We start from the raw sequence: 25331 nt of genomic DNA on the forward strand, positions 1-25331 counted from the left end.
CCGTGCAGTGATCACCTGACCCGTGTGACGGATCCCCATGGTGGCCGTACGGGTTAGGGCCACGAACAGACTGAGAGGGACGGTCTCCCCCAGACCCCGGGAGCCGTCCCTCTTTTGTGCCGCGAAGCTGCCCCGGAGAGAACCTCGGCTCACGACCGGGGCTCTCCTTCTCCCACCCAGCTCTCACGGACGGGAGAGATGCCCAGCTACCAGAACGCTGTGACCTGAACTTTCACGTCCTACGTGGACTCCCTGGACGGCTACGGACGGAATTTCCGACCGTGCCATGTGGACCACGAGGGCCATTCGCTGACATCCCGGACTTCCAGCCAAGGCCCGAACCAGCTGCGGACCAACTCAACCTCACACCGAGCTCCTTCACCCTTTGCCTCAGGTCAGGAGCAAGGTTGAGCGTGCACCACCAGCAGACGAAGAACCTCCTGGTGTCGTACGCGCCGAAGAAGCCCGGCTTCTTCTAAGGGGACACCGGCGCGAAAGAGGGCGCTCCCTCTCCGCGCTGATCTGCGGCGGGCGATATGCCGAGCGGCCGTCAGGCCCTGCCAAACCGCAGCGTCCGCGCCCGCCATCTCGCCCAGGAATCCCTGATCGATGCGGAGGCATCATGGTGAGCGATAGCGAAAGCTCGGACCAGGTCGCTGCCGACGGCCGCCCGAACAGGGCAGTCTGGTCGGCGGGCTGGTCCAATTGCTCTTGGCAGCGCCCCTGTTCGTAGCGAGGATCGTCGACGCGCTGGGTGCACAATTTCAATGCTTCCGTTCCTTGGGGGGCCGAAATCGCTGTAGGGGCCGAGGGCGACGGCGCCGGTCTCTTCGTCGACGGTGTCGGGAGTCCGCTTGAGGAAGTAGCTGCGCTCGCCGAGCTTGTAATAGCCGATGAACATCGCAGCGACGCCGGCCAGGATCTGGCCCAGTTGCAGCCATCCCTCGCGGACGCCTCCTGCACCTACGTCACTCTTGGGTGGCGCCCACGCGAGGGATGATGGCACGGGGTGCGGGCGCGGCATCGTGGAGTCCTGTTATCTGCGGTTTTTGTGATCTGGCAGGAGAGCCCGCGTGCCCGAGAACCATCGCCCGCAGTGAGCTCGCTGTGCCGGCCCAGCGTTTCGAAGAGGTCACGGAGAGAAGCACGTCCGTGAGTTCGGGATCATTAAGTCCAATCCCACCGCGGTACAACTCCAGGTCGGCGACTGACGGCCGCGAGGCCCCGGTGCTGGCTCCTCGCTCGCCGCGCCGGCCGTCGGCCATTCGTGGCGGGCTACCTCGGCGCAGTCCCCGTGGGCCACCAAATCGTCGGCGTACGGCAGGCAGGGCCCGCAGCTGACGGCCGATGAGGCGGAATGAAGCGGACCGGCACCGAGTGGAAGTCCCGCAAAATCATCGCCCGCCGGTCCTCCTCCTCTCTCCCCCGCCAAGACAGACCTGCGGACCGTGCACGCGCAGGTCCCGCTCAGCCACGAGACCGGGATTGTTCCACGCACCGGTTCGGGGCTGCGGAACAAACAACCGGGCCGAAGACTTCATCCCGCGGTCGACGGGTTCAGGCGAAGGCGGCCAGTTCCGTGACCTGCCGCCCGTCGTGGGCACCGCACCAGTCGCGTCGAACAGGGGGACGATGTGCGTATCAACATGACGAGCGACGACCTGCTGTGCATCCGGATGGCGTCCACGCCCGATCCGATGTGGGAGTTGGTCCTGAGCGTCCAGCGATTACGCGACGGTGCTCCCGCCTCCCGCCATGGCATCTGGCGGCAACGGGTGCGCCACCAGGCGGCCGATCGGGGTGATCTTCTGGGACGCGTGCGCCGGGTCCTCATGCCGCTCCTGCCCGGCTCCGGGTCCGTACCGGACTTCCTGGTCCCGGACGGCGACGCGCGGGACAGCATCGAGGCCCGGATCGCGGCGATCGCCCCCGTGCCCGTCGACCGGCTCCTGGGCCGGCCGGGCCGTGAGCGAGTCGCCTCCCGTACCGCACGTCAGGAACGGCCGCAACACGGGCAGAGGAGGACGGGCCGAGACGACCTGCGGTCGCTCCTGTGGGACTACTACGCGTGTGCGATCAGCCCGCACTGGGAGGAGATCCGAAGCAGCGTGGAGAGCGACCGGCTGCTGCGTGCCCGCTCCTTTCTGGACGGCGGGATCCACGGGCACCTGCGCAGCTACGCACCGTTCATGCGCTGGGAGCCACCGGTGTTGCATGTTCCGGGGGACGCGGGCCACGACCTGTACCTGGAGGGAAGAGGCCTGCTCCTGGTCCCTTCGCACTTCTGCGGCGGCAGGGCCTACCTGCGCTGCCGTCCCGGCAGGCCCGCCGTCCTCATCCACCCCGCCGCACAGTCAACCTCCGGAGCAGAAGCAGCGAACAGAGCGCTGGCCCGGGTGCTGGGCAGTACACGTGCCGCCATTCTCGTCGCGGCAGGAACCGCCACCACTTCCGGTGAACTGGGCCGTTGTGCAGGGGTGTCGGCGCCCGCGGTCAGCCATCACCTCTCGGCCCTGCGCAACTGCGGACTGCTGCGGTCCTTCCGGCACGGGTCGGTCGTGCTGCACGTCCGCACGCCGACCGGCTCCTCGCTGGTCAGGACGGCCGTCGTCGGAATCTCCACCCCGACCCCCGCGGACGTCCATTGACCGACTCCGCCCATGGGTCTGGGCCTTACCTGGGCGTTTCGACGCTGCTGGAAGACGGTTCCCGGCGCCCAAGAGCTCCCAGCACGATGGTCGAGGGCGGCAGAACGGCCGCTCTCACACAACGGGAGGACCCATGTACCTCAAGCGCTCCATGGTCGCCGGAGTCGTGGCGCTGGCCGCCGCGGGCAGCGGGCTGGCGTTGTCGGCGCCCGCTTCCGCCGCGACCGCCGCGCCGACCGCGGCCAGCTGCTCCTCGGGCTACGCCTGCCTCTTCTACCACCCCGGCTACACCGGAGCCATCTACAAGCAGTACAACAACGACCCGGACTACGGCAACAACCGCTTCGTCACCAGCACGTCCTCCCACGGAAGCGAAGGGGCGGGCCAAGTGGTGCGAAACAACGCCGGTTCGGTCGACAACTGGGACTTCAACAACGCCATCACCATCTACTACAGCCCGAACTACGTGGGAGCCCGCCAGACCATCTCCGCGGGCGGGCAGGCGAACCTCAACTCGGCCCTGCACAACAACAACGCGTCCGGAAAGTTCAGTTGACCCAGCCGGGTGTCCCAAGTGCGCCGTCCGCTCGCGCGGGCGGCGCACCACCCGTCGCACTCGAGAAGGGCCGTACCTCATGACGCTGATCGGCGCCGCCCGCAGGGCGCGCGGCACGGCGGTGGCAGGGCTCGTCGTGCTGGTGCTCACCGCCGGATGCGCCGACGGGGGCCCCGGGCATCCCTCCGGTGGCGTGCGCCCCAGCACCGCCGCACCGAAGGCCGCCGCGATCCCGCGGCTCGTGTCCGCGGCCGACGAACGCCTGCCAGTCCAGGACTTTCTCCTCACCAACGCGCAAAATGACCGCCTCGACCTGGCCAAGGCGGTGCTCGTCCAACGGTGCATGACCCGCTTCGGTTTCGTGTACCGGGCCCCGGCCGTGCCGCAGCAGTTCAGGCCCCGCACGCTCACCCAGCTGCGGTACGGCATCACCGACGCCGCCGCCGCGGCCCGCCACGGGTACACCCCGGCCGGTGCAGGCCGGCAGCAGCCACACCGGGTGCCGGCCGAGTCGCTGCCCGCCCGGGAGACCCTTGTGCTCAACGGCACGAACGACCCCCACGTCAAGCCGGGTTCGACGCGTGCCTCCAGCGGTACGCGGGTCGCCGGACGGACGGTGCCGACGGGCGGGTGCCGGGGCGAGGCGCTGCGAGCACTGCGTTCCGACAACCGTCAGGCAGGTGGTGACGCCCCGCTCGTCGACCGCATCAACCTCGAGACGTTTCAGGCATCCGAGCGGGACGACAGGGTACTCAGGGCGTACGGCAGGTGGTCCGGCTGCATGAAGAGACACGGTTACCGCTACGCGAACCCGGACGAAGCTGCGGCGGATCCCGCCTGGCGTACGGCGACGGCCTCGGCCCGCGAACGTGCCGTGGCCGCCACCGATGCGCGCTGCAAAGAACAGACCAATCTGGTGGGTGTGTGGTACGCCGTGGAACTCGCCTATCAGCTTCGTGCGGTCAAGCAGCACGCCGACGAACTGGCGCGGATCAGGGCTGATGTGCTCCTGCGGCAGCGTCTCGCTGCTGCGGTGCTGAAGGAGCACCCTTGAACGCCCGGCCGGGAATCGGGTCCGCGGCACGGGCCACCTTCACGCCGTGCGGGGCGGCAGCAAGGGACAAATCCTGCGGTACGCGGTGTGGGGGGCGAAGTTGGACCATTCCTCGCGGGTGAGGTCGCGTGCGACCGCCCTGCACAGCTGACTGGCCGTGCGCGCGGCGTTCGTGTTCCACAGCAGCACCGTGCCGTCCACACCGCCACTGGCCAGGGTCCGGCCATCAGGGCTGAAGGCCAGGGTCCGAACTTGTCGGCTGTGACCGGTCAGCACGGCCAGCAGGTGGCGGTCGGAGACGCGCCACAGGTGGACAGAGGCATCGGCGTCGGCGGTGGCCAGAGTGCGGCTGTCGGGGCTGAAGGCCACGGCCAAGCCGGAGGAGTCGCCAGAGATTGTGGCCAGGCGGGTGCCGCGGGCGGCGTCCCAGAGGATGGTCCGGCGATCGAGCCCCGCGGTGGCCACGGTCCGGCCGTCGGGGCTGAAGACCACATCCCGCAGGGAGCCGGTGTGTCCTTTCAGGGTGAGCCTGCGGGTCCGGTCGGCCACGTCCCACAAAACGGTGGTGCCGTCGTGGCCGGCCGAGGCGAGGGTGCGGCCGTCGGGGCTGAAGGCCACCGCGAAAACCGCCCCCGGCGCCGTCCTTGCGGGGGCTTTGGACACGCCTCCTGCCGTTGGGGGCGCGTTGTGGGAGAGGCTCGCCAGCCGCGTCCGCCGGACGGCATCCCAGAGGACCACGGTGCCATCGGCCCCGGCTGTCGCCACCGTACGGGCATCGGGGCTGTACGCCACGTCCAAGAACCGATCGGCACGCGCGGTGAGGGCGGCGGCGCGTTCAGGGGGATCCGCTACCTGCCACAGGTGCAGAACCCCCGGCGTGGGCGGACGAGTATCGGCCCCAGTGGCGACCGCGAGGCCGCCGCCGTCGGGGCTGAAGGCAACCGAATTCGCGCCGCCCGTATGGCGGTTGAACGTGGCACTGCGCGTTGCGTCGCGTAGATCCCACAACGCGGCGGTCCCGTCGTCGCTCGCGGTGGCCAGCGTCCGGCCGTCCGGGCTGAACGCGGCCTTGTTCACCCGGTCGCTGTGTCCCGTCAGAGCGATCCGACCCACGTCCCACAACGTGATCGTCCCGTTCTCCCCCGAGGAGGCGAGCAGAGAGTCCGGGCCGGGAGAGAAAGCCAGACTGTAGACGTTGGTGCCGTGACCGGTGAGTGTGGCTCGGCGGACACCGCGTGCCGGATCCCACACGATGACGGAACGATCGAGTCCGGCCGAGACCAGATGACGCCCGTCCGGGCTGAAGGCAACGGCGCGTACTGATCCGATGTGGCCGGTGAGGACGGCCCGCCGGGTACCGCGTACGGCGTCCCAGAGCATGACCTTGTGGTCCTCTCCCGCCGTGGCGAGCGTCCGCCCGTCGGGGGCGAAGGCCACCCCGAAGACGGTGCCGCGATGTCCGGCCAGGACAGCTGTGCGTCTCCCCGTCCCCGCGTCCCACAGGGTCACGGTGCCGTCGGTGGAGGCCGCGGCCACCGTGTCGTCACTGGGGCTGAAGGCCACGTCGACGACGTTCCCCGCCGCCTTGCCGAGGAGGCGGCTGCGGGTACGGCCCGCGAGATCCCACAGCAGGACCCTGCCGTTGGCAGCCGAACTGACCAGGCGGCGGCTGTCGGGACTGAAGGCAAGACCGGTGACCAATTCCGTGTGGCCGGTCAAAGTGGTCTTCACCTCGTTGGTGGCCGTGTCCCACAGGACCACCTTCTCGTCGTCGCCACCGGTAGCCATCAGGCGCCCGTCGGGGCTGAACGCCACCGCCCGCAGCCAGGTGCGATGACCTCTGAGTGCAGCGAGGCGCGCATGACGCCGGGTATCCCACAGAGCGACCGTACGGTCACGGCTCACGGAGGCCAACATGCCCGACGGACTGAACGCGACCTCCGATACGGCATCCCCGTGCCCGGTGAGTTCACCCTGGTGGTACTGGTAAGTGGACATCGAGAGGAGGGCGCCGCGCGCTTCGGCTGTCGGCGCGGCCCGGAATGCCGCCAGGCTCAGCAGCTTCGCCAGTGACGGCCGGTGCTGGGCCAGTCCCAGGGCCTGGGATGCCAGCTGGCGCGAGATCGTGAGCTGCCGCTGGTGCAATGCCACCTGTCGTTGGTGTACGGCATCCCCCCGCTGCTGGAGCGCGATCACCCCCACGCTCGCGGCCACCGCAAGGAGCACGGCCAGGCAGAGGGCCAACAGCCGTAGTTGGCGGTTGCGTCGCGAGGCTGCGGCCCGCTCGGCCTCCTCCCCGGCGATGCTGGCGTCCAGGAACTCCCTCTCCAACGACGAGAGGTCGCCGTGGGAGCCTTCGCGCCGCGCTGTCTCCCGCCAGGTGGCGAGCCGACCGCCCCGGTACAGCGCTCCGCTGTCGCGGCCGAGTTCGTTCCACGTCCGGGCGGCTTCCGTCAGGCGCCGCTGCTGACGCAGGCTCTCCCGCTCCTCCTCGATCCAGGCACGGAGCCGGGGCCAAGCGGCGATCAGTGCCTCGTGCGTCAAGTCGATGCACCGGCCGTTGAGGGTGAGAAGCCGTCCCCTGGCCAGCCGTTCCAGGACCAGCTGGGTGGCCGGACTCGGGTCGATCTCGTTCCGGTCGACGGGGCGGCTCGTGTCAGGGGTGCCGTCGCCCGGGGTGATCAGCCGCAGCAGAATGCCCCGGGCGGTGGCGGCCTGGGCGGCGGGGAGCTGAATGTAGACGGTCTCGGCGGTCTGGGCGATGGCGCCGTGCAGACCGCCGGCCGCCTCGTACGCCTCCATGGTCAGAGTGTGGCCACGGCGCCGACGCCAGGTCTCCAGCAGCACATGCGACAGCAACGGCAACGCCCCCGGCTCCTGTCCCACCTCCTCGATCAGATGCGCCGTCAACGCGCGTTCGACGAGCAGGCCCGCACCTGCGGCGGGCTTGACGATGGCCTCGTGCAGTTCACTGGAGGACATGGGAGGAACCGGCAGGCTGGACTCCCGGATGACCGCGGCGAGTTCGGGATGCTCGAGGCAGCGTGCGTAGAAGTCGGCACGTACGCCCAGCAGTACGCGCAGCCGGTTCTCGGGGTGGCGGGCGGTCAGCAGGCGTGCGATGAACTCACCTCGCTCGGAGAAGTCGTGGGCAAGGGTGAAGACCTCCTCGAACTGATCCACGACCAGCCAGGTGTCTCCGTCGGCCGGCGCGGGCGCCAGGATGTCGGTGTGGGCGCGTAGGGGGTGTGCGCCCGGAGTAAGGATCCGGACCGCCACCGGACACGGCCCGTCGGCATCGGGGTGGAGCAGGCGCGGGATGACCCCGGCCCGCAGCAACGATGACTTGCCACTCCCGGAAGGCCCGAAGACAACCGTCACCCGATGCCGCTTGGCCAGCTGCATCAGGAGGTCGGTCAGGTGGTCCCGGCCGAAGAACAGATGCGCGTCGCCGGTATCGAAACGGGCCAGGCCCCGGTACGGGGCCTCGGCGGTGCTCTCACTGGCGGCCGCGGCCTCGGACTCCTCACGGGCGGCGGCACGCCATCGCCGCTCCCAGTCCTGCTCCTCGCCTCCGCAGGCTTTGGCATAGGCAAGCGTCAGAGCCAGGGAGGGGAGCTTCTCCCCCGCGGCGGCCCGGGAAAGTGCCGTGGTCGAATAGCCGGTGCGCTGGGCCAGCGCCCGATACGCGATTCCCCCGGCCTCTTCGCGCAGCTTGCGCAACTCGACCGCGAACCGCGCCACCGGCCCCGCCGCCGGATCGACCGGCTTCTCCCTGCGTCCCATCCTGAACGTCCCCCCGCTCCTTGGATGGTCACCTGGGCGGCACGCTACGGAGCTGGCAAAAGGCGGAGAAGCCGTCCACCGGCCATCCTCACCGGTCCGGCCGCCGTCGCGAGGGTATCCAGTTCAGGCGTATTTGCCCAGGTCGCTGCTTTCGAGGGCGGCCTTGTCGTTGAAGCCGATGACGTAGCCGTCGGGGTCCCGGAAGTAGAACTCGCGCTGACCGTTGTGGTCGGTGGTGAGGGGTTTGATGATCTCGGCGTGCTGGGCGACGTGCTCGTAGGCGGCTTCGAGGTCGTCGACGGGGAGGTAGAACATTCCGGCGAAGCCGATGGGAGTGTCGACGAGTACCGGGAGCCAGTTCTTCAGGTCCGCGTTGAGGTAGATCATCGCGCAGAATTCGCCCTGGTGGAGCAGCATGTGGATGTCGTCGCCCTCGCGGGCGGTACTGGAGTCGACGTCGAAGCCGAGGCTTGTGTAGAAGGCGATGCTGGCGGCGGTGTCTTTCACGCTGAGGCAGGGGGCGAAGGGCATGGGCGGGGCTCCGTTGCGGTGTCGGTCGGAGGGCTGTCGCCCGCGGGGGGTGGCGTGGCCGAGGGGCGATGCGATGTGCCTTCAGCGTGTGCGCCTGGTGGGTGGTACCGCAGCTAGTACTGGGCCGGTGGAGGGGGGCGGGCGTGGCCGCCGCTCACGCGGTGGGTGTACGGGCGGATGCCCGCCAGCACGACCTGCAGATACGGAAGAGGGGGCCGGGGCCCGCCCGGTGAGGGCGGGCCCCGGCGGTGGGTCAAGCGGCCTCGACCGGCTTGGGGAGCCGGAACATCAGCGTCCACATCACCGTGACCGCGGCGATGACGTACCAGACGCTGCCCGCGAAGGCGTGGGTCACGGTGGTCCCGTGGCTGCCCGCGGGGGCGTGGTTGAAGAACACCACGGAGGCCGTCGCGATACCGAGTGCGGTGCCGAGCTGCATGGCGGTGTTGAACAGTCCCGCCGCGGATCCTGCGTCCTCGTGGCCGACCTGGCTGAGGGTGAGTCCGGCGAGCCCTGCGCCGACCATGCCGAAACCGGCCCCGACGAGGATCATCGGGGCGACGGCGGCCACGAACGGCGTCTCGGTCTGCTGAGCGGAGACCAGCAGCTGGTAGCCGACCAGGGTGAGGGCGATGAGCACCGCCCCGGCCTGCGGCACGCGCCGCATGTGCGTGCCCGCCCACTTGGAGGCGAGCATCGCCCCGCCCATGCCGCCGATGGAGATGGCCACCGAAGCCGGGGCGAACCGCCCGGGCGAGAGCCCGAGGCCGGACTGCATGAACAGCACCCACGTCAGCAGGAAGACACCGGACACCAGGCCGAAGACCAGCTGTGCGGCGAGTCCGCCGGCGAATGCCTTGCTCTTGAAGAGAGTGAGCGCCACCAGCGCGGACCCGTCCTTGGCGGTCTTGGCGCGCTGCTGGGCCACGAACGCGGCCAGCACGGCCACGCCTGCGGCGATCATGAGGAAGCTCCAGGTGGGCCAGTGCTTCTCGCCGCCCACGGTGAGCGGGTAGGCGATCAGCAGGAGACCCGCGGCGGAGAGCAGCATGCCCAGCGGGTCCAGGCGCCGGGCCTGCTGGTCACGGGACTCCGGGATGAACTTCAGGGCGAAGAGCACGGTGGCCAGGCCGATCGGCAGGTTGATCAGGAAGATCGTCCGCCAGCCCAGACCGGCGATGTCGGCGGCGGTCAGGACGGCGCCCAGGACGGGCCCGAGGACGCCGCCGAGGGACATGATCATGCCGTACATGCCGAATGCCTTGGCCTGGGACTCGCCCTGGAAGGTGACCGCGATGGTGGCCATGACCTGCGGCACCATGACCGCCGCTACGCCCACGTCGTGCAGACAGCACGGACACCGCTCATCGCTTGCCAACCTACTCGTGCTCTCGGCGACGACAACGCGTATTCCTCCCGCCGCAACCGCCGCTGCCTGCGCCGACACCGGTCGTGCCGTCGAGCATCTCGCGCAGGATGTCCAGGCGGCCGTAGTCAGCCCCGGCGGACCCGACCCTGCCGCCCGCCTCCGGGTCCGCGAGATGCGAGCCGCGCTCAGGCCAGTCCGCCCGTCGCCCGCAGGTTCTGGCCGGTGATCCACCTGCCCTCCGGACCCGTGAGGAACGCGACGACAGCAGCCACGTCGGACGCCTCCCCGAGGCGTCCGAGAGGTGTCATGCCGACGACCGCTTGGAGTGCGTCCGGAGGGTTGGCGCCACGGAGCATGTCCGTATCGGTCGCACCGGGAGAGACGTTGTTGACTGTGATGCCCCGTGGCCCGAGCTCCCGGGCGGCGACCGCGGTCAGTTGCTCGATCGCGCCCTTGCTGGCGGCGTACGGCCCGATGCCCGGCACGGGACGCACGGTGTTCATGGTGGAGATGTTCACGATCCGCCCGCCATCGCGCATCTTCCTGGCTGCGTAGCGCATCGTCAGGAAGACCGACCTGGTGTTGACCGCCATCACGCTGTCGAACACCTCCACCTCGGTCTCGGCGAGCGGGACCGGGCTGAAGACCATCGCCGCGTTGTTGACCAGGATGTCCAGGCCGCCGAGCTGCGTCTCGGCGGCTTCCATCAGCCGCTCTGGCGCGTCCGGCTCCTTCAGGTCGAGGCACACGGCTCGGACCTTGCCACCGTCCGCCTGGACGACGCGGACGACGTCGGCGGCGGCTTCCTCGCTGGTGGCGTAGTTGAAGACCACATGCGCCCCCTCACGGCAGAGGCGTTCAACAATCGCCCGACCGATCCCCCGGGATCCGCCTGTGACGACGGCCGTCATGCCTTTGAGCACTGTTCCTCCACGCTGGCGAGAAGATGGGGCGGGACCTTGACCTTCGAACGTACTGGGGCCACCGCTCCCGCTCAAAGGGCGCCCGCGGCGCGCGCTCCAGAAGCACGGGAAGCATCAGCATGCTCATGCTGGTCGCGTGTGGCGTGGCGGGCCCCGTCACCTGAGGAATCACTATTGCCTCCCCTGCCGCTGCTGCTCGCTCAGGTCCCTCACACCTCAGACGTCGCCGAGCAAGCGTAAAAGCCCCTGGTCGAGGTCGAGGCGCTCCTCCTCGCCGCCCGCGGGCACCACGGCGTACGACCGCACCAGGAACCGGCGCAGCACGCACTTGTCGAACTGCACCAGGGCCAGCCCCTGATGCGAGTGAAACTCAAGGACCGTCCGAGCTCGCCCGCACGGCCGGATGTGTACGTCACCGCTGCCCGCCGGCGCACCTATGCCATCCGCGAGGAGCTGCCGGGCGAAGATCCACGTGACCTCCGCGCCGTCGAGCGACGCCTGCGAGGGGAAGAGAATCTGGATGGCCAGAGGGTCCTCCGACGAGTAGCGCAGGGCGACGGGCACAGCGCGTTCGCGACCCTCGGGGGTGATGAGACGGGCACGTGCGGGCTGTTCGAGGGTGACGACCATGAGCGGGGCTCCACTTCTGGTTCTTCTACGCTCGGTATGCGGATGCGGGGACTTCTGTGCCTTGTAGCCCCCGACAAAGGGGCGTCAGCACATCACCTTTCGAGATATGCATGCGACCTGTGCCAATCACCGGTATGCACACGGGTGTTCGCGCCATAGCGCGGGGGACTCGCGAAGCTCGTAGGCACCACTCCTACGCAAACTGCCACACGTAAACTTGGGTAATTCTGAGTACGGCAACGAAGGCCCGGCCGCAGATAGGGGAAGGGCAAGGCGGGCCTTCGGAACCTGACCCTAAGCGGCCTTTCAATCAGGAGCTACCGCAAATATCGTATATCGCGATAGGGGTAACCTTTCACCCAGCATTGGGCTCCCGACCCAGCAACGGCGGTAGCACCCACCGGAGTTCAAGATGGTTTCTGAGCGGCTGCGCGTGCTGCTGGAGGGCCGCCGGGGGCTATGTCAGTAGCACCGTGCATGATCGGGCACATGACACATGGTTCCCGGGACGCACTTCGCTCCCTTGCCTTGCAGCATCTGTCGCCCGAGGATGCTGAGAAGTGGATGGGTCTGCTTCGCCCTGGCGTGCGTCTTGAGGTAGCGACCGGCTCTGATGACGTCGCGGGTCGGCTCGGTGGCCTTCCCGCCCTGGCGGCCACCTCGGAGTGGCCGGTGTGGGAGGGGCATGGCCCGCTCTCCTTCGTCGCCTCGATCGACTGCGCGCGTCTGCCGACGGCCGCGCTGGACATCGATCTGCCCTTGGCGGGGACGTTGTTGTTCTTCCATTTCGATGGGCAGTTGGACGACGGCGAAGCTCTCGTTCTGGCAGAGGACCGGGAGAGCTGGGCGGGCGCCCGCGTTCTCCATGTGCCGGCCGACGAGGAGGTGGCGGAGCGTGGGACGCCGGAAGGGATCACGCCGTATCCCGTGGTGCCGCTTACCGCTCGGGTGGACATGACGGCGGCCGAGCCCTGGCATCCGTCCGTGCGAGCCGCCTTCGCCCCAAGCGCCCCGCTGGGAAATCGGTACGACCACCCGGTCTGCTCTCAGGAGTTCCTCGACGCGCTCTGGGAGTTCGACGACGAGGTGGGGCATCAGATCGGCGGCCACCCTCACTCGGTGCAGAACCCTGTGGAGATCGAGATCGCGGAGGCGGCCCTGAACGGTGAGGTGTCGTGGGACGATCCCCGGCTGTCCGAAGAGGCGGGCGACTGGGTGCTGTTGGCCCAGTTCGACAGCGAGGACGCCGCGGGCATGATGTGGGGTGACGGCGGAGCCCTGTACTGGCTGATCCGCCCGGAGGATCTGGCCGAGCGGCGCTTCGAGCGGGCGATGTTCACCTGGCAGTGCAGCTGATGGCCGCGGCACCTCCCGCTTGGGGAGTCCAGTACATGCTGAGCCTGCCCAGTGAGGGCGCTGCTCGCGCGGCCGCGGCTGAGCTGTCCCGGATGGGGCACCGCCTGACGGCCGCGCGCGTCCACGGCCACTTCCGGTTCGTCCCGTCGAGCTTCTTGTACGGCCAGCCGTCGATGGACCCGGAGCTGGAAGGGTGGTGGCAGGTCTTCTCACTGGCCGTCTACAGCGGGTACGAGCGCATGGCTCTCGAACCGTTCCTTCGCAGTGAGCGGATTCGGGCGGCCCAAGTAGCCCGTGCCCACGGCGGTTTTCAGCAGGGGGCCAGCGAGGGGCATGCAGAGACTCTCGAAGGAGTCTTCACCCGGGACGGCCTGGTGCATGAGCAGGCCGGCGCCAGCGTCGCCCTTCCGAATCCTCTGCCCAAGGACCCCGCGCGTCCTCCGGCCCGGCCGCCGTGGAAGGTCAGTGAAGTCGGTGAGCCCGCAGTGCTGGTCCAGGCCGTGGTGGCGGTCGTACAGCGCATGTACGGCAGCGCGGAGGATGTTCCGGATGCCGTCGGGTGGCTGCTCGATGAGGACTTCGCGTTCGGCGAACCCTACGAGTCGACGGGTGAGTTCCTCGGCGATCTTGCGAATGCTGTGGCCCACCAAGGCACCTGCACCGACACCACCGTCGAGGCTGTCCCGTTCCTCATGGAGCTGGTCTGCGACGACAACGTCGCGCCCGGCAGCCGGTTGGTTCTGCTCAGCGACCTGTTGCGGCTCGCTGCTTCGGGGCCGGCGGCCGCAGTCTCCCTGGCCGATCGCGCCACCGCGCTCGGGAAGGTGTGGCAGGAGTCTGCCGCTGAATCTCTGACACGGCGGGCCATTGGCAGCGAGCTGCCGGTGCTGTTGTCCCGCTGGGAAGACGAGAGCGATGCCGCCCGATTCGTTCTCGCCGCCCTCGCGGCGCTCTGTAGTACTCGTGACCAGCGCACACTCTCAAGGCTGACCGCTCTCCCGGCTCCAGCAGGCAGCTCCCGCGCCGATGTCGTGGCGCTCATGGCAGCCCTGCTCAGTGAGGACCGAGAAGGCTTGGTATCTGCACTGGACCGGCTGGCCTCCTGGCAGCCCCGCGTTGCAGAGAAGGCAGCCAGCCCGTACGTGGATCTTCAGGATCTGGGACTCGCCATTCTTCCGGACCTTGTCCTCGAAGACGTGGCGTCAGGAATCACAGCAGAGGGGTGATGAGGTCCGGCCAGCAGCGGCTTAAGGGGCGTGTGTGTCGCCGGGGTAGCAGTCGCGGTGCGGGCTACAGAACACCCTGGAGGTTGGCCGCATCGGGAAAGATCTACACTGCCCCCGGCGGCTGCACTCTCGCTTCCAGCGACGGATCGCGGGGCGCGCATGCGGAGCACCCGATCGCCGTCCCCGAGGATTGCGCGCGAATTCCGACGAAGGTGGACCGATGGTGGCAATACCTTTCGACGCGGCGCTGCTGGACGGATACCGCGCCGTGCGTGAGGCCGGTTCGGGCCCGATGCGCCTGGAGCGGCTGCCGACGGTCCGGGCCGAAGACGCCGCAGAGGTAGCGACGCTCGACGAGCTGCGGCGGGGCGGGCGGTTCGAGGTGACTTCGCACCCGGTTCCGCGGGCGTCCGGTACGTCAGCGGCCGAGCTGCTGATCTGCACACCTGCCGCCGTTTCGGGCCCGGCCGCGTCGCGCCCGGTCATCTACTTCGTGCACGGCGGCGGTTACTTCAGCGGCGACCCGCGGCACCTGTTCTTCCTCGAACCGCTGCTGGACGAGGCCGAGCGGTTCGGGGCGTCGCTGATCTCGGCGGGATACCGGCTCGCGCCGGAACATCCGCATCCCGCACCGCTCGACGATGTCTACGCCGGGCTTGTGTGGACCGCTGAGCACGCGGCCGAACTCGGCCTGGACGCGGACCGGATCGTCGTCGCGGGGACGAGTGCCGACGGCGGCCTGGCCGCCGCGCTGAGTTTGTCGGTGCGCGACAAGGGCGGTCCGCGGCTGGTCGGGCAGTTGCTGATGTGCCCGATGCTCGACGACCGCAACGACAGCGCTTCGGCCCATCAGATGGACGGTGTCGACGTCTGGGACCGGGGCTGGAACGGCTTCGGGTGGAAGGCCCTGCTCGGTTCCGCGTGCGGGGGCCCGGACGTGTCGCCCTACGCCGCGCCCGCCCGCGCCACGGACCTGTCCGGACTGCCGCCCGCCTTCATCGACGTCGGCTCCGCGGAAACGCTGCGCGACGAGGCCGTCGCCTACGCCGACCGGATCTGGCGGGCCGGTGGCTCTGCCGAGCTGCACGTGTGGTCCGGCGGCTATCACACGTTCGACCTGGTGGTCCCGGACGCGGCGATCAGCCGGGCGGCGTGGCAGGCCCGTCGTTCCTGGCTGGAGCGGGTGCTGGCGGCCAACTGACGTCCCACTGGGGGCCCGAGTGGGCAGACCCGGCGCGCCCGCGACCAGGGTGACCACACCGCCCGAGAGTCTGAGCATCCCCACGGGACACTGGCCGGGCCGGAGGTGCATGCCGCCGCGCGGCAATTGGGCCGCAAGGGAACGGCAGCCGGGCCCCCATCCCCTGGCCCAGGAGAGGCCGCACTGTCAGGCGGGAATGCGGGACAGGACCGCCTCCAACCCGAAGGCGAAGCGCTCGTCGAAGTTCTGTTGGAGATGGGGCAGGACGCGCTGCAGCGCCGGATGTACGCCGCCTTCGAGGGCCTGGGCGAGCCTCGCCTCGTCCGCCTCGCCCTCGGCCTGCTCCTCCTGGGTCAGGCCTAGGGTGAAGTAGTTGACCGTCCAAGCCGTCCACGCCGCCTGCCGCTCATCGGCACCGGCTTCCAGGAACGCGCCGACGAGGCGGTCGGCGAAGCGCAGCGTGTTCGGTTCGGCCGGATAGGTGCCGGTGACCAGCGCGGCGCCGTCGCGACGGGCGAGCAAGGCCTGACGGTAACGGCCGACCAGCTCACGGGCGCGCGCCAGAGGGGCCTCGGGCAGGCCGTCGTAGCGGATTCCGGCGAGGACGGCGTCGGCCATCAGCTCCAGCATTCGCGCCTTGGTCTTCACGTGCCACAACACGGTGTTCATCCGCACCCCGAGGCGGTCGGCGACCGCCCGGGTGGAGAGCCCGCCCAGGCCTCGCTCGTCCAGCACCTGGAGGGCGGCATCGATCACAGCGGCGCGGGTGAGCTGGCCCGCGGCGTCCTCTCCGGCTTGCTTCTTGGTCACTGACCTAGTTTACTCCACTCCCATCATTGGTCACCGACCAAGAGTCGGTGTCGAGGAGGAGAACGACCATGAACTTTCAGGTTGTCGTCGCAGGTGCCGGGCCTGTGGGCCTGTGGCTCGCAGGCGAACTGCGCCGCGCGGGCATCAGCGTCGCCGTGATCGAGCCCCGCCCCGAACGCGACTCCCGCTCCCGCGCCCTGACCGTGCACCCCCGCACCATCGAGACCTTTGCCTCCCGCGGCGCGCACCAGCCCTTCGTGAGCGAGGGCATACCGCTGCCCGGAGGCCACTTCGGCGCCCTCGACTCCCGCCTGGACTTCCGCCGCCTGCCCAGCCCCTTCCCCCACACCCTCGCCCTGCCCCAGGAGCGCACCGAGGCACTCCTTGAGGGTCAGGCCCTCGACCTGGGCGCGCACATCCTGCGCGGACACGAGGTCACCGGCTTCACCGAACACCCCGACCACATCGCCGTGCACACCACCGGACCACACGGGCCCTCCACCCTCCAAGCGGCCTACCTGGTCGGCTGCGACGGCGCCCGCAGCACCGTGCGCACCGCGGCCGGCATCGACTACCCCGGCACCCCCTCCACCGTGCTCGGCTGGCTCGGCGACGTGGTCCTGGACGACCCGCCCGCACCCGGCTACAGCTACTTCGGCCCCGCGGGCGCCCTCATGGCCGCCCCCATGCCCGGCGGCATCCACCGCCTGGTCGGCATCACCCCCCGCGACCTCACCACCACCTGGCCCGGCGACCTCACCCTGGACGAACTGCGCGACAACGTGGTCGCCATGGCCGGTACCGACTTCGGCCTGCGCGACCCGGCCTGGCTCTCCCGCTACGGCAACGCCACCCGCCTCGCCGACGAGTACCGCAAGGGCCGTGTCTTCCTCGCCGGAGACGCCGCTCACCAGCACTTCCCCGCCGGCGGCGTCGGCATGAACGTCGGCATCCAGGACGCCGCCAACCTCGCCTGGAAGCTCGCGGCCACCCTCAACGGCTGGGCGCCCGCAGGCCTGTTGGACACCTACCACGCCGAACGCCACCCTGTCGGCGCCGAGCTCACCGCCACCAGCCGCGCCCAGGTCGCCCTGATGACCGCCTTCACCCCCGAGGGACTCGACCTGCGCGGCCTGCTCGCCCGGCTGATCACCACCCTGCCCGACCTCAACGACCACCTGGCCGCCCAGGTCAGCTCCCTCGCCGTCACCTACCCGGCCACCACCCCCGGCGCCCACCCGCTGACCGGCACCCGCGCCCCCGACCTCACCCTCGGCGACACCGGCCTGTTCGCGCTGCTGCGCGTCGACGGTCACCTCCTGCTGGACCTCACCGGCAGCGGCCGCCTCGCCGGATACGCGCGCCGCGGACTGCACGTCCACACCGCCACCCCGTACCAGCCGCCGGCCGAGTACACCGACGTCCGCGCCGTCCTCGTCCGCCCCGACGGCCATATCGCCTGGGCCAGCGCAGACCACGACGACACCGCCCTCGCCGACAGCCTCACCTCGGCCCTCGCCACCACGCACCGCAAGTGACGTGCGGGGCCGAGTGCGGGGCCGCGCACCCTTTGGACAGATACGGCAACGCGGCCCCTTACGCGCCGAGCCCCGCCTCACGGCTCACGACTCGGCGCTCGCAACTCACAGCTCACGCGGCATTTCGGGCCGCAGTTCAGACCGTCTTGCTGAGGCGGTCGGCCAGCAGGGCGGCGAAGCGCGCCGGGTCGGCCAGGTCGCCTCCCTCGGCGAGCAGGGCGGTGCCGTACAGCAGCTCGGCCGTCTCGCTCAGCTCCGGGTCGTCGGGCCGCTCGCCGTGAGCAGTCCTGACCGCGCTGACCAGCGGGTGTTTCGGGTTCAGCTCAAGGATGCGCTTGACCGACGGGAGCTCCTGTCCCATCGCCTTGTACATCTTCTCCAGGGCCGGTGTGAGGCCGTCGGTGTCGCTGACCAGACACGCCGGTGAGCTGGTGAGCCGGGTCGTCAGCCGCACCTCCTTGACGTCGTCGAGCGTCTCGTTGAGCCAGGCAAGGACGGCCTCGTACGCCCCGGCCTCCTCCGGCGACGGCTCCTCCTCGGAGGGCAGGTCCACCGCGCCACGGGTGATGGACTGCAACTCCGTACCCTCGTAGTCGCGGACGGCCTCGACCCAGATCTCGTCCACCGGGTCGGTGAGCAGCAGCACCTCGTACCCCTTGGCGCGGAACGCCTCCATGTGCGGGGAGTTCTCGATCTGGGCGCGGCTGTCGCCGGTCATGAAGTAGATCTTGTCCTGGCCCTCCGGCATCCGCGCGACGTAGTCGGCCAGGGTGGTGGGCTCCTCGCCGACGGTGGAGGTGAAGGACGCGATGTCGAGAATCGCCTTGTGGTCCTCCGCCCCGTCGAGGAGACCCTCCTTGACGGCGGGGCCGAACTCGCGCCAGAACGTGCGGTACTTCTCGGCGTCCTTGCTCATCAGATCCTTGATGGACGCCAGGATCTTCTTCGCCAGGCGGCGGCGGATGAGCTGGATGTGCCGGTCCTGCTGGAGGATCTCGCGGGAGATGTTCAGCGACAGGTCGGCGGCGTCGACGACGCCCTTGACGAAGCGCAGGTAGCCGGGCAGGAGTTCGCGGCTGTCGTCCAGGATGAACACACGCTTGACGTAGAGCTGGAGGCCGTGGCGGGCGTCCCGCTGGTAGAGGTCGTGCGGGGCCCGTGAGGGCAGGAACAGCAGGGCCTCGTACTCGAAGGTGCCCTCGGCCCGCATCTGGATGATGTCGAGCGGGTCCGTCCAGTCATGGCTGATGTGCCGGTAGAACTCCCGGTACTCCTCCTCACTCACCTCCGAGCGCGGGCGGGCCCAGAGCGCCTTCATCGAGTTGAGGGTGGTCTCCCCCATCCGGACGGGGAAGGAGATGAAGTCCGAGTACCGCTTGACGATCTCCCGGATCTTCCCTTCATCGGTGTAGTCGTAGAGCGCGTCCTCCTCGTCGGCGGGCCGCAGGTGCACGCGGACCGACGTGCCCTCGGGCGCGTCCTCGACGGTCTCGATCGTGTACGTGCCGTCGCCGTCCGACTCCCAGCGCACCCCCGTCGTCTCACCGGCTTTGCGGGTGAGCAGGGTGACCTTGTCGGCGACCATGAACACGGAGTAGAAGCCGACGCCGAACTGGCCGATCAGCTCGGCCGATTCCTTGTTCTCCTTGAGTCGACGCAGCGTCTCGGCCGTGCCGGACCTGGCGATGGTGCCGATCAGACCCACCACGTCGTCGCGCGTCATGCCGATGCCGTTGTCCCGCACGGTCAGCGTGCGGGCCTCCTTGTCGGCCTCGATCTCGATGTGCAGGTCGTCCGCTCTGAGGTTGTCGTCCTTCAGGCCGGCGAGGCGCCGCTTGTCCAGGGCATCTGAGGCGTTGGAGACGAGTTCGCGAAGGAAGATGTCCTTGTTCGAGTAGATCGAGTGGACCATCAGCTCCAGCAACTGCCGTGCCTCGGCCTGAAACTCCAGCGTCTCGGTACTCATGGCTTCCCTTCTGGTCGGGCGGTCGGTGTGACGCCAACATTTTCCGTCACCATTTTCATGGGGCGGCGCGGGGGTCGCGCGCACAGCCGGGCCCGGCCTCGGCCAGGAAGGAGGCCGGGCGTGACGAAGTCGGCGTGGGACGCTGCGGGGTGAGCGCCGGGAGCCTCGTCGGCGCCCCACACGGGCCTGCCGTTGGGGAGGGTCACGAGCTGACGCCTGACCTCGAGGACAAGCGTCTCGGTCTTGATGCGGACCCACCGTGTGATGTTGCAGTCATTCCCGTGCAGGGAGCGGATGGGCCAGTGGCTGCCCACCTCCGTCACAGGCACCCCGGGCAGCCGCACCGTGATCTGACGGCCGCGTGGCGAGTCGGGGGCCGTCGGCTCCGCGTAGACCTCGCGCACGTCAAGCAGACGGCGCGCCTGCGGAGCGTCCCGCAACACCCCGGGCGCCGTCCGTACCGGGGAGCGGTCGACCACGCGAACAGTGCCGCTTGCTCGGGCTCTTCCGAGGCGGGTCCTGACACCGGCTGTTCCATGTGGTGATCCTCCCCGCGCGGGGCCCTGCACGGCTGGCGGGTGTTCACAGGGCTGGTTCAGAGCAAAGCGCGTGCCCGCGCGACCCTGCCGCTCCCACGCCATACACCGCGCCTCTCGCACAGCGGCACTCAGTCACGACGATCCGGTCGAGGCACGGACCGGTCGGCAAGGTCGGCACCACCGGTGCGCCGCGCTTCGGCCCGTGTGGCCTTTGCTTCGCGGACACGCGGGTAGACGGTAGGTCCCCGGTTGGAAGGAGACGTTGTGACCGACATGTCGATGAGGGCCGTGGGCTGGGCTCGGTCGTTCCCCGTATCCAGCGGAGCACGGGAGGGGCGACGTTGGGCACTCAAGCACCTGGACTCCCTGGAGTGGACCGCGTATACCCCGGAGACGGTGGACGACGTGCTGCTGACCGTGTCGGAGCTGATCACCAACGCTCACGTGCACGCGCACAGCGACGCGCAGCTGATCCTGACCTGGGACAGCCGGTGCCTGCACGTGAGCGTGCACGACTCTGATCCCGACCTGCCCACGCCTCGGGCGCCCGACAGCACCTCGTCCGGCGGACGCGGGCTCGCACTGGTCGACGCGGTCGCCGACCACTGGCACACCCACGAGCAACAGGACGGAAAGACCGTCACTGCCTGCTTCACTCCGCCCGGATGCCGCGCCGTCGCAGATGACGGCGGATCGCCCGGGACGGATACGCCTTGCCGGTCAACACCGCCTCCGACGTGACCCTGAGGCGGCTTGTCCGGCGGGGCACCCGGATTCTGGCATGGCCTGCTCGAATGCAGGTGCGTCGCCGGCCTGGCCGAATGTGATGACGAAAGCCGGCGGTCGGCAGCAGCCATCGGCAGCGAGGTGGATCTTCGTGGTCAGCCTGCCGCGGGACCGACCAAGGCCATGGTCGGCAGGCTCCCCGGCCGGGGCACCCCTTTTGACGGACCCCGGCGGCGCGTTGATGAGCCCGCCCGATCGTGGAGTCGATCGCGACGCCCTGCTCGCGGGCACCGTCGGCGTCGGCAAGCAGGGAGCTGAAGACCTGACGACACACATCGACCAACGCTCCGATGATCCGAAGAAACGCTGCGAAAGTCAGTAGGTCAGTACACCAAAACGTTGCCTGCAAGCCAAGGCTCGACTTCGGCTGCGGTGCCGGTCGACGTGGGTGTATCACGGTCGTATCGTTACTCGGTGGGGCCGTACCCAGCCTTAACCGGGTATGAGGAGTCACATGCCCGACCAGCAGCAGTCCTCAGCAAGTAGCGGTGATCCGCCGACTGACTCCGTTACGCATTCTTCTGCAGAGGCGCAGGCTGACCAGGCACTAAGCGGACAAGTGCCAGCGCCACCACACCCTTTGACTGCACCTGCGACGTCGGCACCTGCCATGCCGACCCCGACCACACCGGAGTCCCCGGTACCCCCGCCCTTATCCGCCTCCGTGCCGTCCGACGCGGGATCGCCGGGGAATGGCTTGTCACGGTGGGCCTGGGCGGTGGTGGCAGTGCTGACCGCCGCGTTGCCGTCCGCGCTGCTGGTGGCGGACGAGCTCGGCACACGGTTGAGCAGTGTGTCGACGGCCTTCGTGCTGTCGGGGATGCTGCTGCCTCTCGCACTGACAGTTCGAATGACTCTTCAGGAGAGCTTCGCGGACAGCTCACGCCGTACGAGGGTGCTCTTCGGCCTTCTGTCGTGCGGCCTGTTCGTCACAAGCGTGCTTGTCCTGTACCTGTTTCGCGAACCGACAGCACCGCTCACCCGAATGACGGGTGCCCGCGATGTAGCGGTCGTCGGGTTCACCGGGCCGGCCGACGCCGAGGATGAGCAGGTACTTGATGACGTGTCCCGCGCCTTCGCCGCCTCGCTCGAAAAGGCGCTGCCAGCCACCGCCAAGGTGCGTAGCTATGCGACCGAGACCACGCTGCCGCTGGACGCCCTGAGGCGCACTGGCGGCAACGAACTCGACGAACGAACACGGAAGTTCGTCGATCAGACCGGCGCGGAGATCCTCATCGGCGGCATCGTCGCCGCAGCGCCCGGCGGGCAGATCGACGTACGCCCCGCCGTGTACATCCGAGCCGATCAAGTCCCCGACGCGCCGGAGCTCGTGGGCTGGTACCTCAGCGAATCGATCGCCATGGACCAAGGCTGGCAGTCTGCGCGCAGCCGCGAAGAGGTCGTCACCGAGCTCGTTCGGCGCGCAAAGCACCTGGCAGCCTTTATCGACGCTCTGGATGCATGGCGCACTGGCAAGGCCGCACATGCGAGCCAGATCTTGGAAGAACTGCTCCCTGCGACCGACAAGAGCCACCGTCCGAGCCCGAGCAATCGGGGAGTCGGCGCAGGCGGGCCGAACAGCAGGTTCGTCACCTCTGACATGGTCAGGCTCTTCCGTGGCCACGCCCTGGAGCAACAGGCAGCCGCTGCATCAGGCACTGTCCGACAGGAGCTGCTGAGGGCCGCTCGGACCGACTACCTGACTGTCCCCTTCAGCTCCCCCGTCGGCTTGCGGGCAGAGCTGAGTCTGGCGGGCAACGGCTATCGGCTGGCGCTGGGCGCGAAGCCGAGCTGCCGCCGCGGCACTGTCAGCGCAGCGGCGCTCGCGCGTGCCTCAGGCACCCTGCGCCGACTGAACAACAACACGGCATTCACCCGTCTCGGCCGTCTCAAGGCCAAGATCAACCTGGCCCAGGTGGAGCAGTGCCGCATCACGGCCGGACTCATCACCGACGACGGCACGGTCGAACGGCTCACGACCAGCGTACGCGCCGCCGAAGGAGGAAAGCCGGTCAAGGAACTGCGCTCGCTCGCTACATCCATCGCCGCTGTGCACGCGGCGGAGCAGGGGGATCTGCAGCGGGCGTCCGACCTCATCGAGGAGGCCCTGGCTCTTCAGCCCCGCTTCCTGCAACGCGGCCTGTGGAAAGGCCTGCTGGCCTCCTGGGCGCTGGCCCGCTGCGATACGGCGACGGCACGGGCCGCCCAGAAAGAGTCGCTGCGGCAGCTTCGGGAAGCCGTACGCGCCGAGCAGGTGAGCCCCGAGTTGCCCGAGAAGTACCGGCTCGCTTACGCACAGGAGGCGGACGCCGCCCGTACACGGTGCGCTTGAACCCACCGGAATCACAAGGAACACATAGAGCTCGAAGAGGATAAAAGAGAAGAGGGGCAGCGATGAAAGTGGCCTCGATCAGGGCGACCGCGGCAGTGGTCGTTCCCATGGCACTGCTCTGCACGATCACAGCCGGGTGCACCTCACCCCATGACACCGACAAGGAAACGTCGGAGCCCAACACGATCTCGTCCTCAGCAGGCAAGGACGGTTCCCGGTCGGCCACCACAGCTCAACCCAGCGTTGCTACGAGTTCGCAGTCCATAGGCCCTGACACCGATCTGTTGCTCTCGCGACAGATCGACCTTCTGGCTGCCGGAAACGGCGCGACATCAAGTTGTGCCGAGGACCTCGAGAAGCTCCCCGATCACCAGTCCGACAGTCCTGCTGTTTGGGTGAGCAGCAGCATCAACGGCCGCAAGAGCCTGCGCATCCCCGAGCATGTCTCGCTCTGCCTCTTCGGGTTCCCTGTCGGCGACGTCGCCGTCACAGTCTCAGTGAATGGTCACGAGTACCCCACCACTACGGTTTCCGCTGAGGGAAGCGTCACCTTCCAGCATGCCGAGCCGTCCAGCACCCTCTTCCGCGGAGGTCAACTGCGGTTGTACGACGTGGGGAAGGGGCTCCGGCAGAGCGAGATGTGGCCTTTCGTTCCCCCGAGCTCGGCCCGGGAAAGCCTGGCCGACGTCCTGGAGCTGACCGTCAGTGCGCGATCTGGCAAGGTCTCCGCGACCCGTGATCAGTCGGTCGAACTCCCGTCAGTACCCGACCGCAGTTGGCTGGACGGCGACACCCGGCGGTTGCTCGTCTTCGGCTTCACGCCGGGCAGCCGGGTTCCGGTCGGGCTCTACCGGGCAGAACCGGACAGCGAAACAGCGGTGCTCGTGCGAAGGATCGGCACGGTCTCGATACCGCGGTCCCGCACCGCCGTCTTTCCTGTGCCCGAGGACATTCACGCTCTCGCTGATGACAGCGACCGTTTCCGCATCACTGTCCCTCTAGGAAGGCAGTACAACACCCCGGTTCTGTGAAATCCCACAGAGCTCGTAACACGATCATGATCGGTGCACCTTGAGGCGTCTCCAGCAGATCAGGTGGTGTTTGCTTCCCGTCTTCCGCCGGCGACGGACCGGCACCGGCTCCCCCTTTTTTTCGCGCGGACGTGGAAACCGTCCACGCAGGCGCGGGACCAGTCGAGTTCGCCGGCCGCATTCAGCTCGGCGAACGGAACCGGCCGTGGCCCCGGCGACTTCTCCGGCCAAGGAGGCAGCAGCGGCTCGATCAACATCCAAGTCGTCATCCACGGTCCACGGCCGAATCGTCACATCGGTCACGCCCCACCTGGGCACTTCAACAAGATCGTGTTGCGAGCTCTGCATTGTTCTGCGGGACGTGCCCTCTTTGGGAAGCTACCTGCCTTCGAGTGGCCTGACTCAACCGGAAGTGGCACTCGACCCGTCCGGCTCACCGTCTCGGCGCTCCCTCCCGGGGCGAGGGCTGTGGCCATGCGGCCCGGCCTGGGGGCCGAGTGGCCCATGGCGGAGGAGAGGGGGTGGGAAGAGAGTGGAGTCGGCAGGGTCGCGCTCCAGGAAGAGGCAGGGCCATGAACGCTTTCCCCATATCCACCATGCTGCGGGCGTTGCCGGTCGAGCACCGGGATCAGCTGATGCGCCTCGCCCGCGAGGTGTCGTTCCCGCAGGGCACCCGCCTTTTCAAGGAGGGCGGGCGCGCCGACCGATTCTGGATCATCCGTACGGGCACGATCGCCCTCGACCTGCACGTGGCCGGTCGCCGAGCAGCCATCATCGAGGTACTCGGGCACAACGAACTCGTGGGTTGGTCCTGGTTGTTCGGACCGCACGCTTGGTGTCTGGGTGCCGAGACGACGAGTCCGGTGCGCGCGTACGAGTTCGACGCCGAGGCCGTAGGGGTCATGTGCCGGGCCGATCCCGTGCTGGGAGTGGCAGTGACCCGGTGGGTGGGAGAGATCGTCGCCCGTCGGCTGCGGTCGGCGAGGACCCGCTTGCTGGACGTGTACGCGCCCTACGGCAGCGGCACCTCGCGCTGATCCGACCACGAT

The 25331-nt window shown here is 68.9% G+C and carries 18 protein-coding genes and 1 pseudogene; 11 read left to right on the top strand and 8 right to left on the bottom strand.

The annotated features are described in order from the left end of the window. Positions 1–1646 precede the first annotated feature (1646 nt). The 3 genes from ACZ69I_RS25175 (at position 1647) to ACZ69I_RS25185 (ending at position 4258) form a co-directional block, all read left to right on the top strand. Positions 1647–2648: an ArsR/SmtB family transcription factor gene (locus tag ACZ69I_RS25175; RefSeq protein WP_470834750.1), complete on the top strand. Its 1002-nt coding sequence runs from the start codon at positions 1647–1649 to the stop codon at positions 2646–2648. A 133-nt stretch (positions 2649–2781) separates the two neighbouring features. Continuing rightward, positions 2782–3204: a peptidase inhibitor family I36 protein gene (locus ACZ69I_RS25180; protein WP_470834752.1), complete on the top strand. Its 423-nt coding sequence runs from the start codon at positions 2782–2784 to the stop codon at positions 3202–3204. Between the two features lie 79 nt (positions 3205–3283). Continuing rightward, positions 3284–4258 carry a hypothetical protein gene (locus ACZ69I_RS25185; RefSeq protein ID WP_470834753.1) on the top strand — a complete coding sequence of 325 codons (975 nt, stop codon included), beginning with the start codon at positions 3284–3286 and terminating at the stop codon, positions 4256–4258. Between the two features lie 39 nt (positions 4259–4297). Here ACZ69I_RS25185 and ACZ69I_RS25190 read toward each other — a convergent pair whose 3' ends face one another. The 5 genes from ACZ69I_RS25190 to ACZ69I_RS25210 all read right to left on the bottom strand — a co-directional run bounded on the left by ACZ69I_RS25190 (position 4298) and on the right by ACZ69I_RS25210 (position 11497). Then, positions 4298–8044, bottom strand: coding sequence for an nSTAND1 domain-containing NTPase (locus tag ACZ69I_RS25190; RefSeq protein ID WP_470834754.1), 3747 nt, complete (start codon positions 8042–8044; stop codon positions 4298–4300). Positions 8045–8167: 123 nt separating this feature from the next. Next, a complete protein-coding gene (locus ACZ69I_RS25195; RefSeq protein ID WP_467681498.1) occupies positions 8168–8575 on the bottom strand; it encodes a VOC family protein in 408 nt (135 codons plus the stop codon). Positions 8576–8828: 253 nt separating this feature from the next. Then, positions 8829–10175: an MFS transporter gene (locus ACZ69I_RS25200; protein ID WP_470834755.1), complete on the bottom strand. Its 1347-nt coding sequence runs from the start codon at positions 10173–10175 to the stop codon at positions 8829–8831. Continuing rightward, the gene (locus ACZ69I_RS25205) at positions 10130–10855 is read right to left on the bottom strand and encodes an SDR family oxidoreductase (RefSeq protein WP_470834756.1); all 726 of its coding nucleotides are present in this window, start codon (positions 10853–10855) and stop codon (positions 10130–10132) included. The genes ACZ69I_RS25200 and ACZ69I_RS25205 overlap by 46 nt, the downstream gene beginning before the upstream one ends. A gap of 228 nt (positions 10856–11083) precedes the next feature. After that, positions 11084–11497 carry an SsgA family sporulation/cell division regulator gene (locus ACZ69I_RS25210; RefSeq protein ID WP_470834757.1) on the bottom strand — a complete coding sequence of 138 codons (414 nt, stop codon included), beginning with the start codon at positions 11495–11497 and terminating at the stop codon, positions 11084–11086. Between the two features lie 489 nt (positions 11498–11986). On the opposite strand from ACZ69I_RS25210, the gene ACZ69I_RS25215 reads away from it, so the two are divergent. The 3 genes from ACZ69I_RS25215 (at position 11987) to ACZ69I_RS25225 (ending at position 15280) form a co-directional block, all read left to right on the top strand. Next, positions 11987–12853, top strand: coding sequence for a YwqG family protein (locus ACZ69I_RS25215; RefSeq protein ID WP_470834759.1), 867 nt, complete (start codon positions 11987–11989; stop codon positions 12851–12853). Between the two features lie 35 nt (positions 12854–12888). Then, entirely contained in the window at positions 12889–14079 is a 1191-nt protein-coding gene (locus tag ACZ69I_RS25220; protein ID WP_470834760.1) for a hypothetical protein, read from the top strand. 220 nt (positions 14080–14299) lie between these two features. Beyond that, positions 14300–15280 carry an alpha/beta hydrolase gene (locus ACZ69I_RS25225; RefSeq protein ID WP_470834762.1) on the top strand — a complete coding sequence of 327 codons (981 nt, stop codon included), beginning with the start codon at positions 14300–14302 and terminating at the stop codon, positions 15278–15280. A 186-nt stretch (positions 15281–15466) separates the two neighbouring features. On the opposite strand, the gene ACZ69I_RS25230 is transcribed toward ACZ69I_RS25225, so the two are convergent. Next, a complete protein-coding gene (locus ACZ69I_RS25230; protein ID WP_467681517.1) occupies positions 15467–16090 on the bottom strand; it encodes a TetR/AcrR family transcriptional regulator C-terminal domain-containing protein in 624 nt (207 codons plus the stop codon). 68 nt (positions 16091–16158) lie between these two features. Between ACZ69I_RS25230 and ACZ69I_RS25235 the strand changes: the two genes are divergently transcribed. Next, the gene (locus ACZ69I_RS25235; protein ID WP_470834764.1) at positions 16159–17628 is read left to right on the top strand and encodes an FAD-dependent monooxygenase; all 1470 of its coding nucleotides are present in this window, start codon (positions 16159–16161) and stop codon (positions 17626–17628) included. Between the two features lie 136 nt (positions 17629–17764). On the opposite strand, the gene htpG is transcribed toward ACZ69I_RS25235, so the two are convergent. Continuing rightward, positions 17765–19594 (bottom strand): molecular chaperone HtpG, encoded by a 1830-nt coding sequence (gene htpG / locus ACZ69I_RS25240; protein WP_467681521.1) that lies wholly within the window; start codon positions 19592–19594, stop codon positions 17765–17767. Between the two features lie 818 nt (positions 19595–20412). On the opposite strand from htpG, the gene ACZ69I_RS25245 reads away from it, so the two are divergent. Continuing rightward, positions 20413–20874 (top strand): ATP-binding protein, encoded by a 462-nt coding sequence (locus tag ACZ69I_RS25245; protein WP_470834885.1) that lies wholly within the window; start codon positions 20413–20415, stop codon positions 20872–20874. A 50-nt stretch (positions 20875–20924) separates the two neighbouring features. On the opposite strand, the pseudogene ACZ69I_RS25250 reads toward ACZ69I_RS25245, so the two are convergent. Continuing rightward, positions 20925–21039 (bottom strand): annotated as a pseudogene (locus ACZ69I_RS25250) (IS5/IS1182 family transposase); the annotation flags it as partial. A gap of 598 nt (positions 21040–21637) precedes the next feature. Here ACZ69I_RS25250 and ACZ69I_RS25255 point away from each other — a divergent pair. From ACZ69I_RS25255 to ACZ69I_RS25265, 3 genes are all read left to right on the top strand, one after another. Continuing rightward, positions 21638–23251, top strand: a complete 1614-nt coding sequence (locus ACZ69I_RS25255; RefSeq protein ID WP_470834765.1) for a hypothetical protein — start codon at positions 21638–21640, stop codon at positions 23249–23251. A gap of 62 nt (positions 23252–23313) precedes the next feature. Beyond that, positions 23314–24282, top strand: coding sequence for a hypothetical protein (locus ACZ69I_RS25260; protein WP_470834766.1), 969 nt, complete (start codon positions 23314–23316; stop codon positions 24280–24282). A gap of 572 nt (positions 24283–24854) precedes the next feature. Continuing rightward, positions 24855–25319, top strand: coding sequence for a cyclic nucleotide-binding domain-containing protein (locus tag ACZ69I_RS25265; RefSeq protein ID WP_470834767.1), 465 nt, complete (start codon positions 24855–24857; stop codon positions 25317–25319). Positions 25320–25331: the final 12 nt, after the last annotated feature.

This window comes from Streptomyces sp. NPDC036815 (assembly GCF_055609205.1).

What these genes read in the sequence shown, in the direction of transcription:
- ACZ69I_RS25260 (WP_470834766.1), top strand. Translation starts at nt 23,314, where the DNA reads ATGAAAGTGGCCTCGATCAGGGCGACCGCGGCAGTGGTCGTTCCCATG.
- ACZ69I_RS25190 (WP_470834754.1), bottom strand. Translation starts at nt 8,044, where the DNA reads ATGGGACGCAGGGAGAAGCCGGTCGATCCGGCGGCGGGGCCGGTGGCG.
- ACZ69I_RS25215 (WP_470834759.1), top strand. Translation starts at nt 11,987, where the DNA reads ATGACACATGGTTCCCGGGACGCACTTCGCTCCCTTGCCTTGCAGCAT.
- ACZ69I_RS25225 (WP_470834762.1), top strand. Translation starts at nt 14,300, where the DNA reads ATGGTGGCAATACCTTTCGACGCGGCGCTGCTGGACGGATACCGCGCC.
- ACZ69I_RS25235 (WP_470834764.1), top strand. Translation starts at nt 16,159, where the DNA reads ATGAACTTTCAGGTTGTCGTCGCAGGTGCCGGGCCTGTGGGCCTGTGG.
- ACZ69I_RS25265 (WP_470834767.1), top strand. Translation starts at nt 24,855, where the DNA reads ATGAACGCTTTCCCCATATCCACCATGCTGCGGGCGTTGCCGGTCGAG.
- ACZ69I_RS25175 (WP_470834750.1), top strand. Translation starts at nt 1,647, where the DNA reads ATGACGAGCGACGACCTGCTGTGCATCCGGATGGCGTCCACGCCCGAT.
- ACZ69I_RS25245 (WP_470834885.1), top strand. Translation starts at nt 20,413, where the DNA reads ATGAGGGCCGTGGGCTGGGCTCGGTCGTTCCCCGTATCCAGCGGAGCA.
- ACZ69I_RS25210 (WP_470834757.1), bottom strand. Translation starts at nt 11,497, where the DNA reads ATGGTCGTCACCCTCGAACAGCCCGCACGTGCCCGTCTCATCACCCCC.
- ACZ69I_RS25205 (WP_470834756.1), bottom strand. Translation starts at nt 10,855, where the DNA reads ATGACGGCCGTCGTCACAGGCGGATCCCGGGGGATCGGTCGGGCGATT.
- ACZ69I_RS25185 (WP_470834753.1), top strand. Translation starts at nt 3,284, where the DNA reads ATGACGCTGATCGGCGCCGCCCGCAGGGCGCGCGGCACGGCGGTGGCA.
- ACZ69I_RS25195 (WP_467681498.1), bottom strand. Translation starts at nt 8,575, where the DNA reads ATGCCCTTCGCCCCCTGCCTCAGCGTGAAAGACACCGCCGCCAGCATC.
- ACZ69I_RS25180 (WP_470834752.1), top strand. Translation starts at nt 2,782, where the DNA reads ATGTACCTCAAGCGCTCCATGGTCGCCGGAGTCGTGGCGCTGGCCGCC.
- ACZ69I_RS25220 (WP_470834760.1), top strand. Translation starts at nt 12,889, where the DNA reads ATGCTGAGCCTGCCCAGTGAGGGCGCTGCTCGCGCGGCCGCGGCTGAG.
- htpG (WP_467681521.1), bottom strand. Translation starts at nt 19,594, where the DNA reads ATGAGTACCGAGACGCTGGAGTTTCAGGCCGAGGCACGGCAGTTGCTG.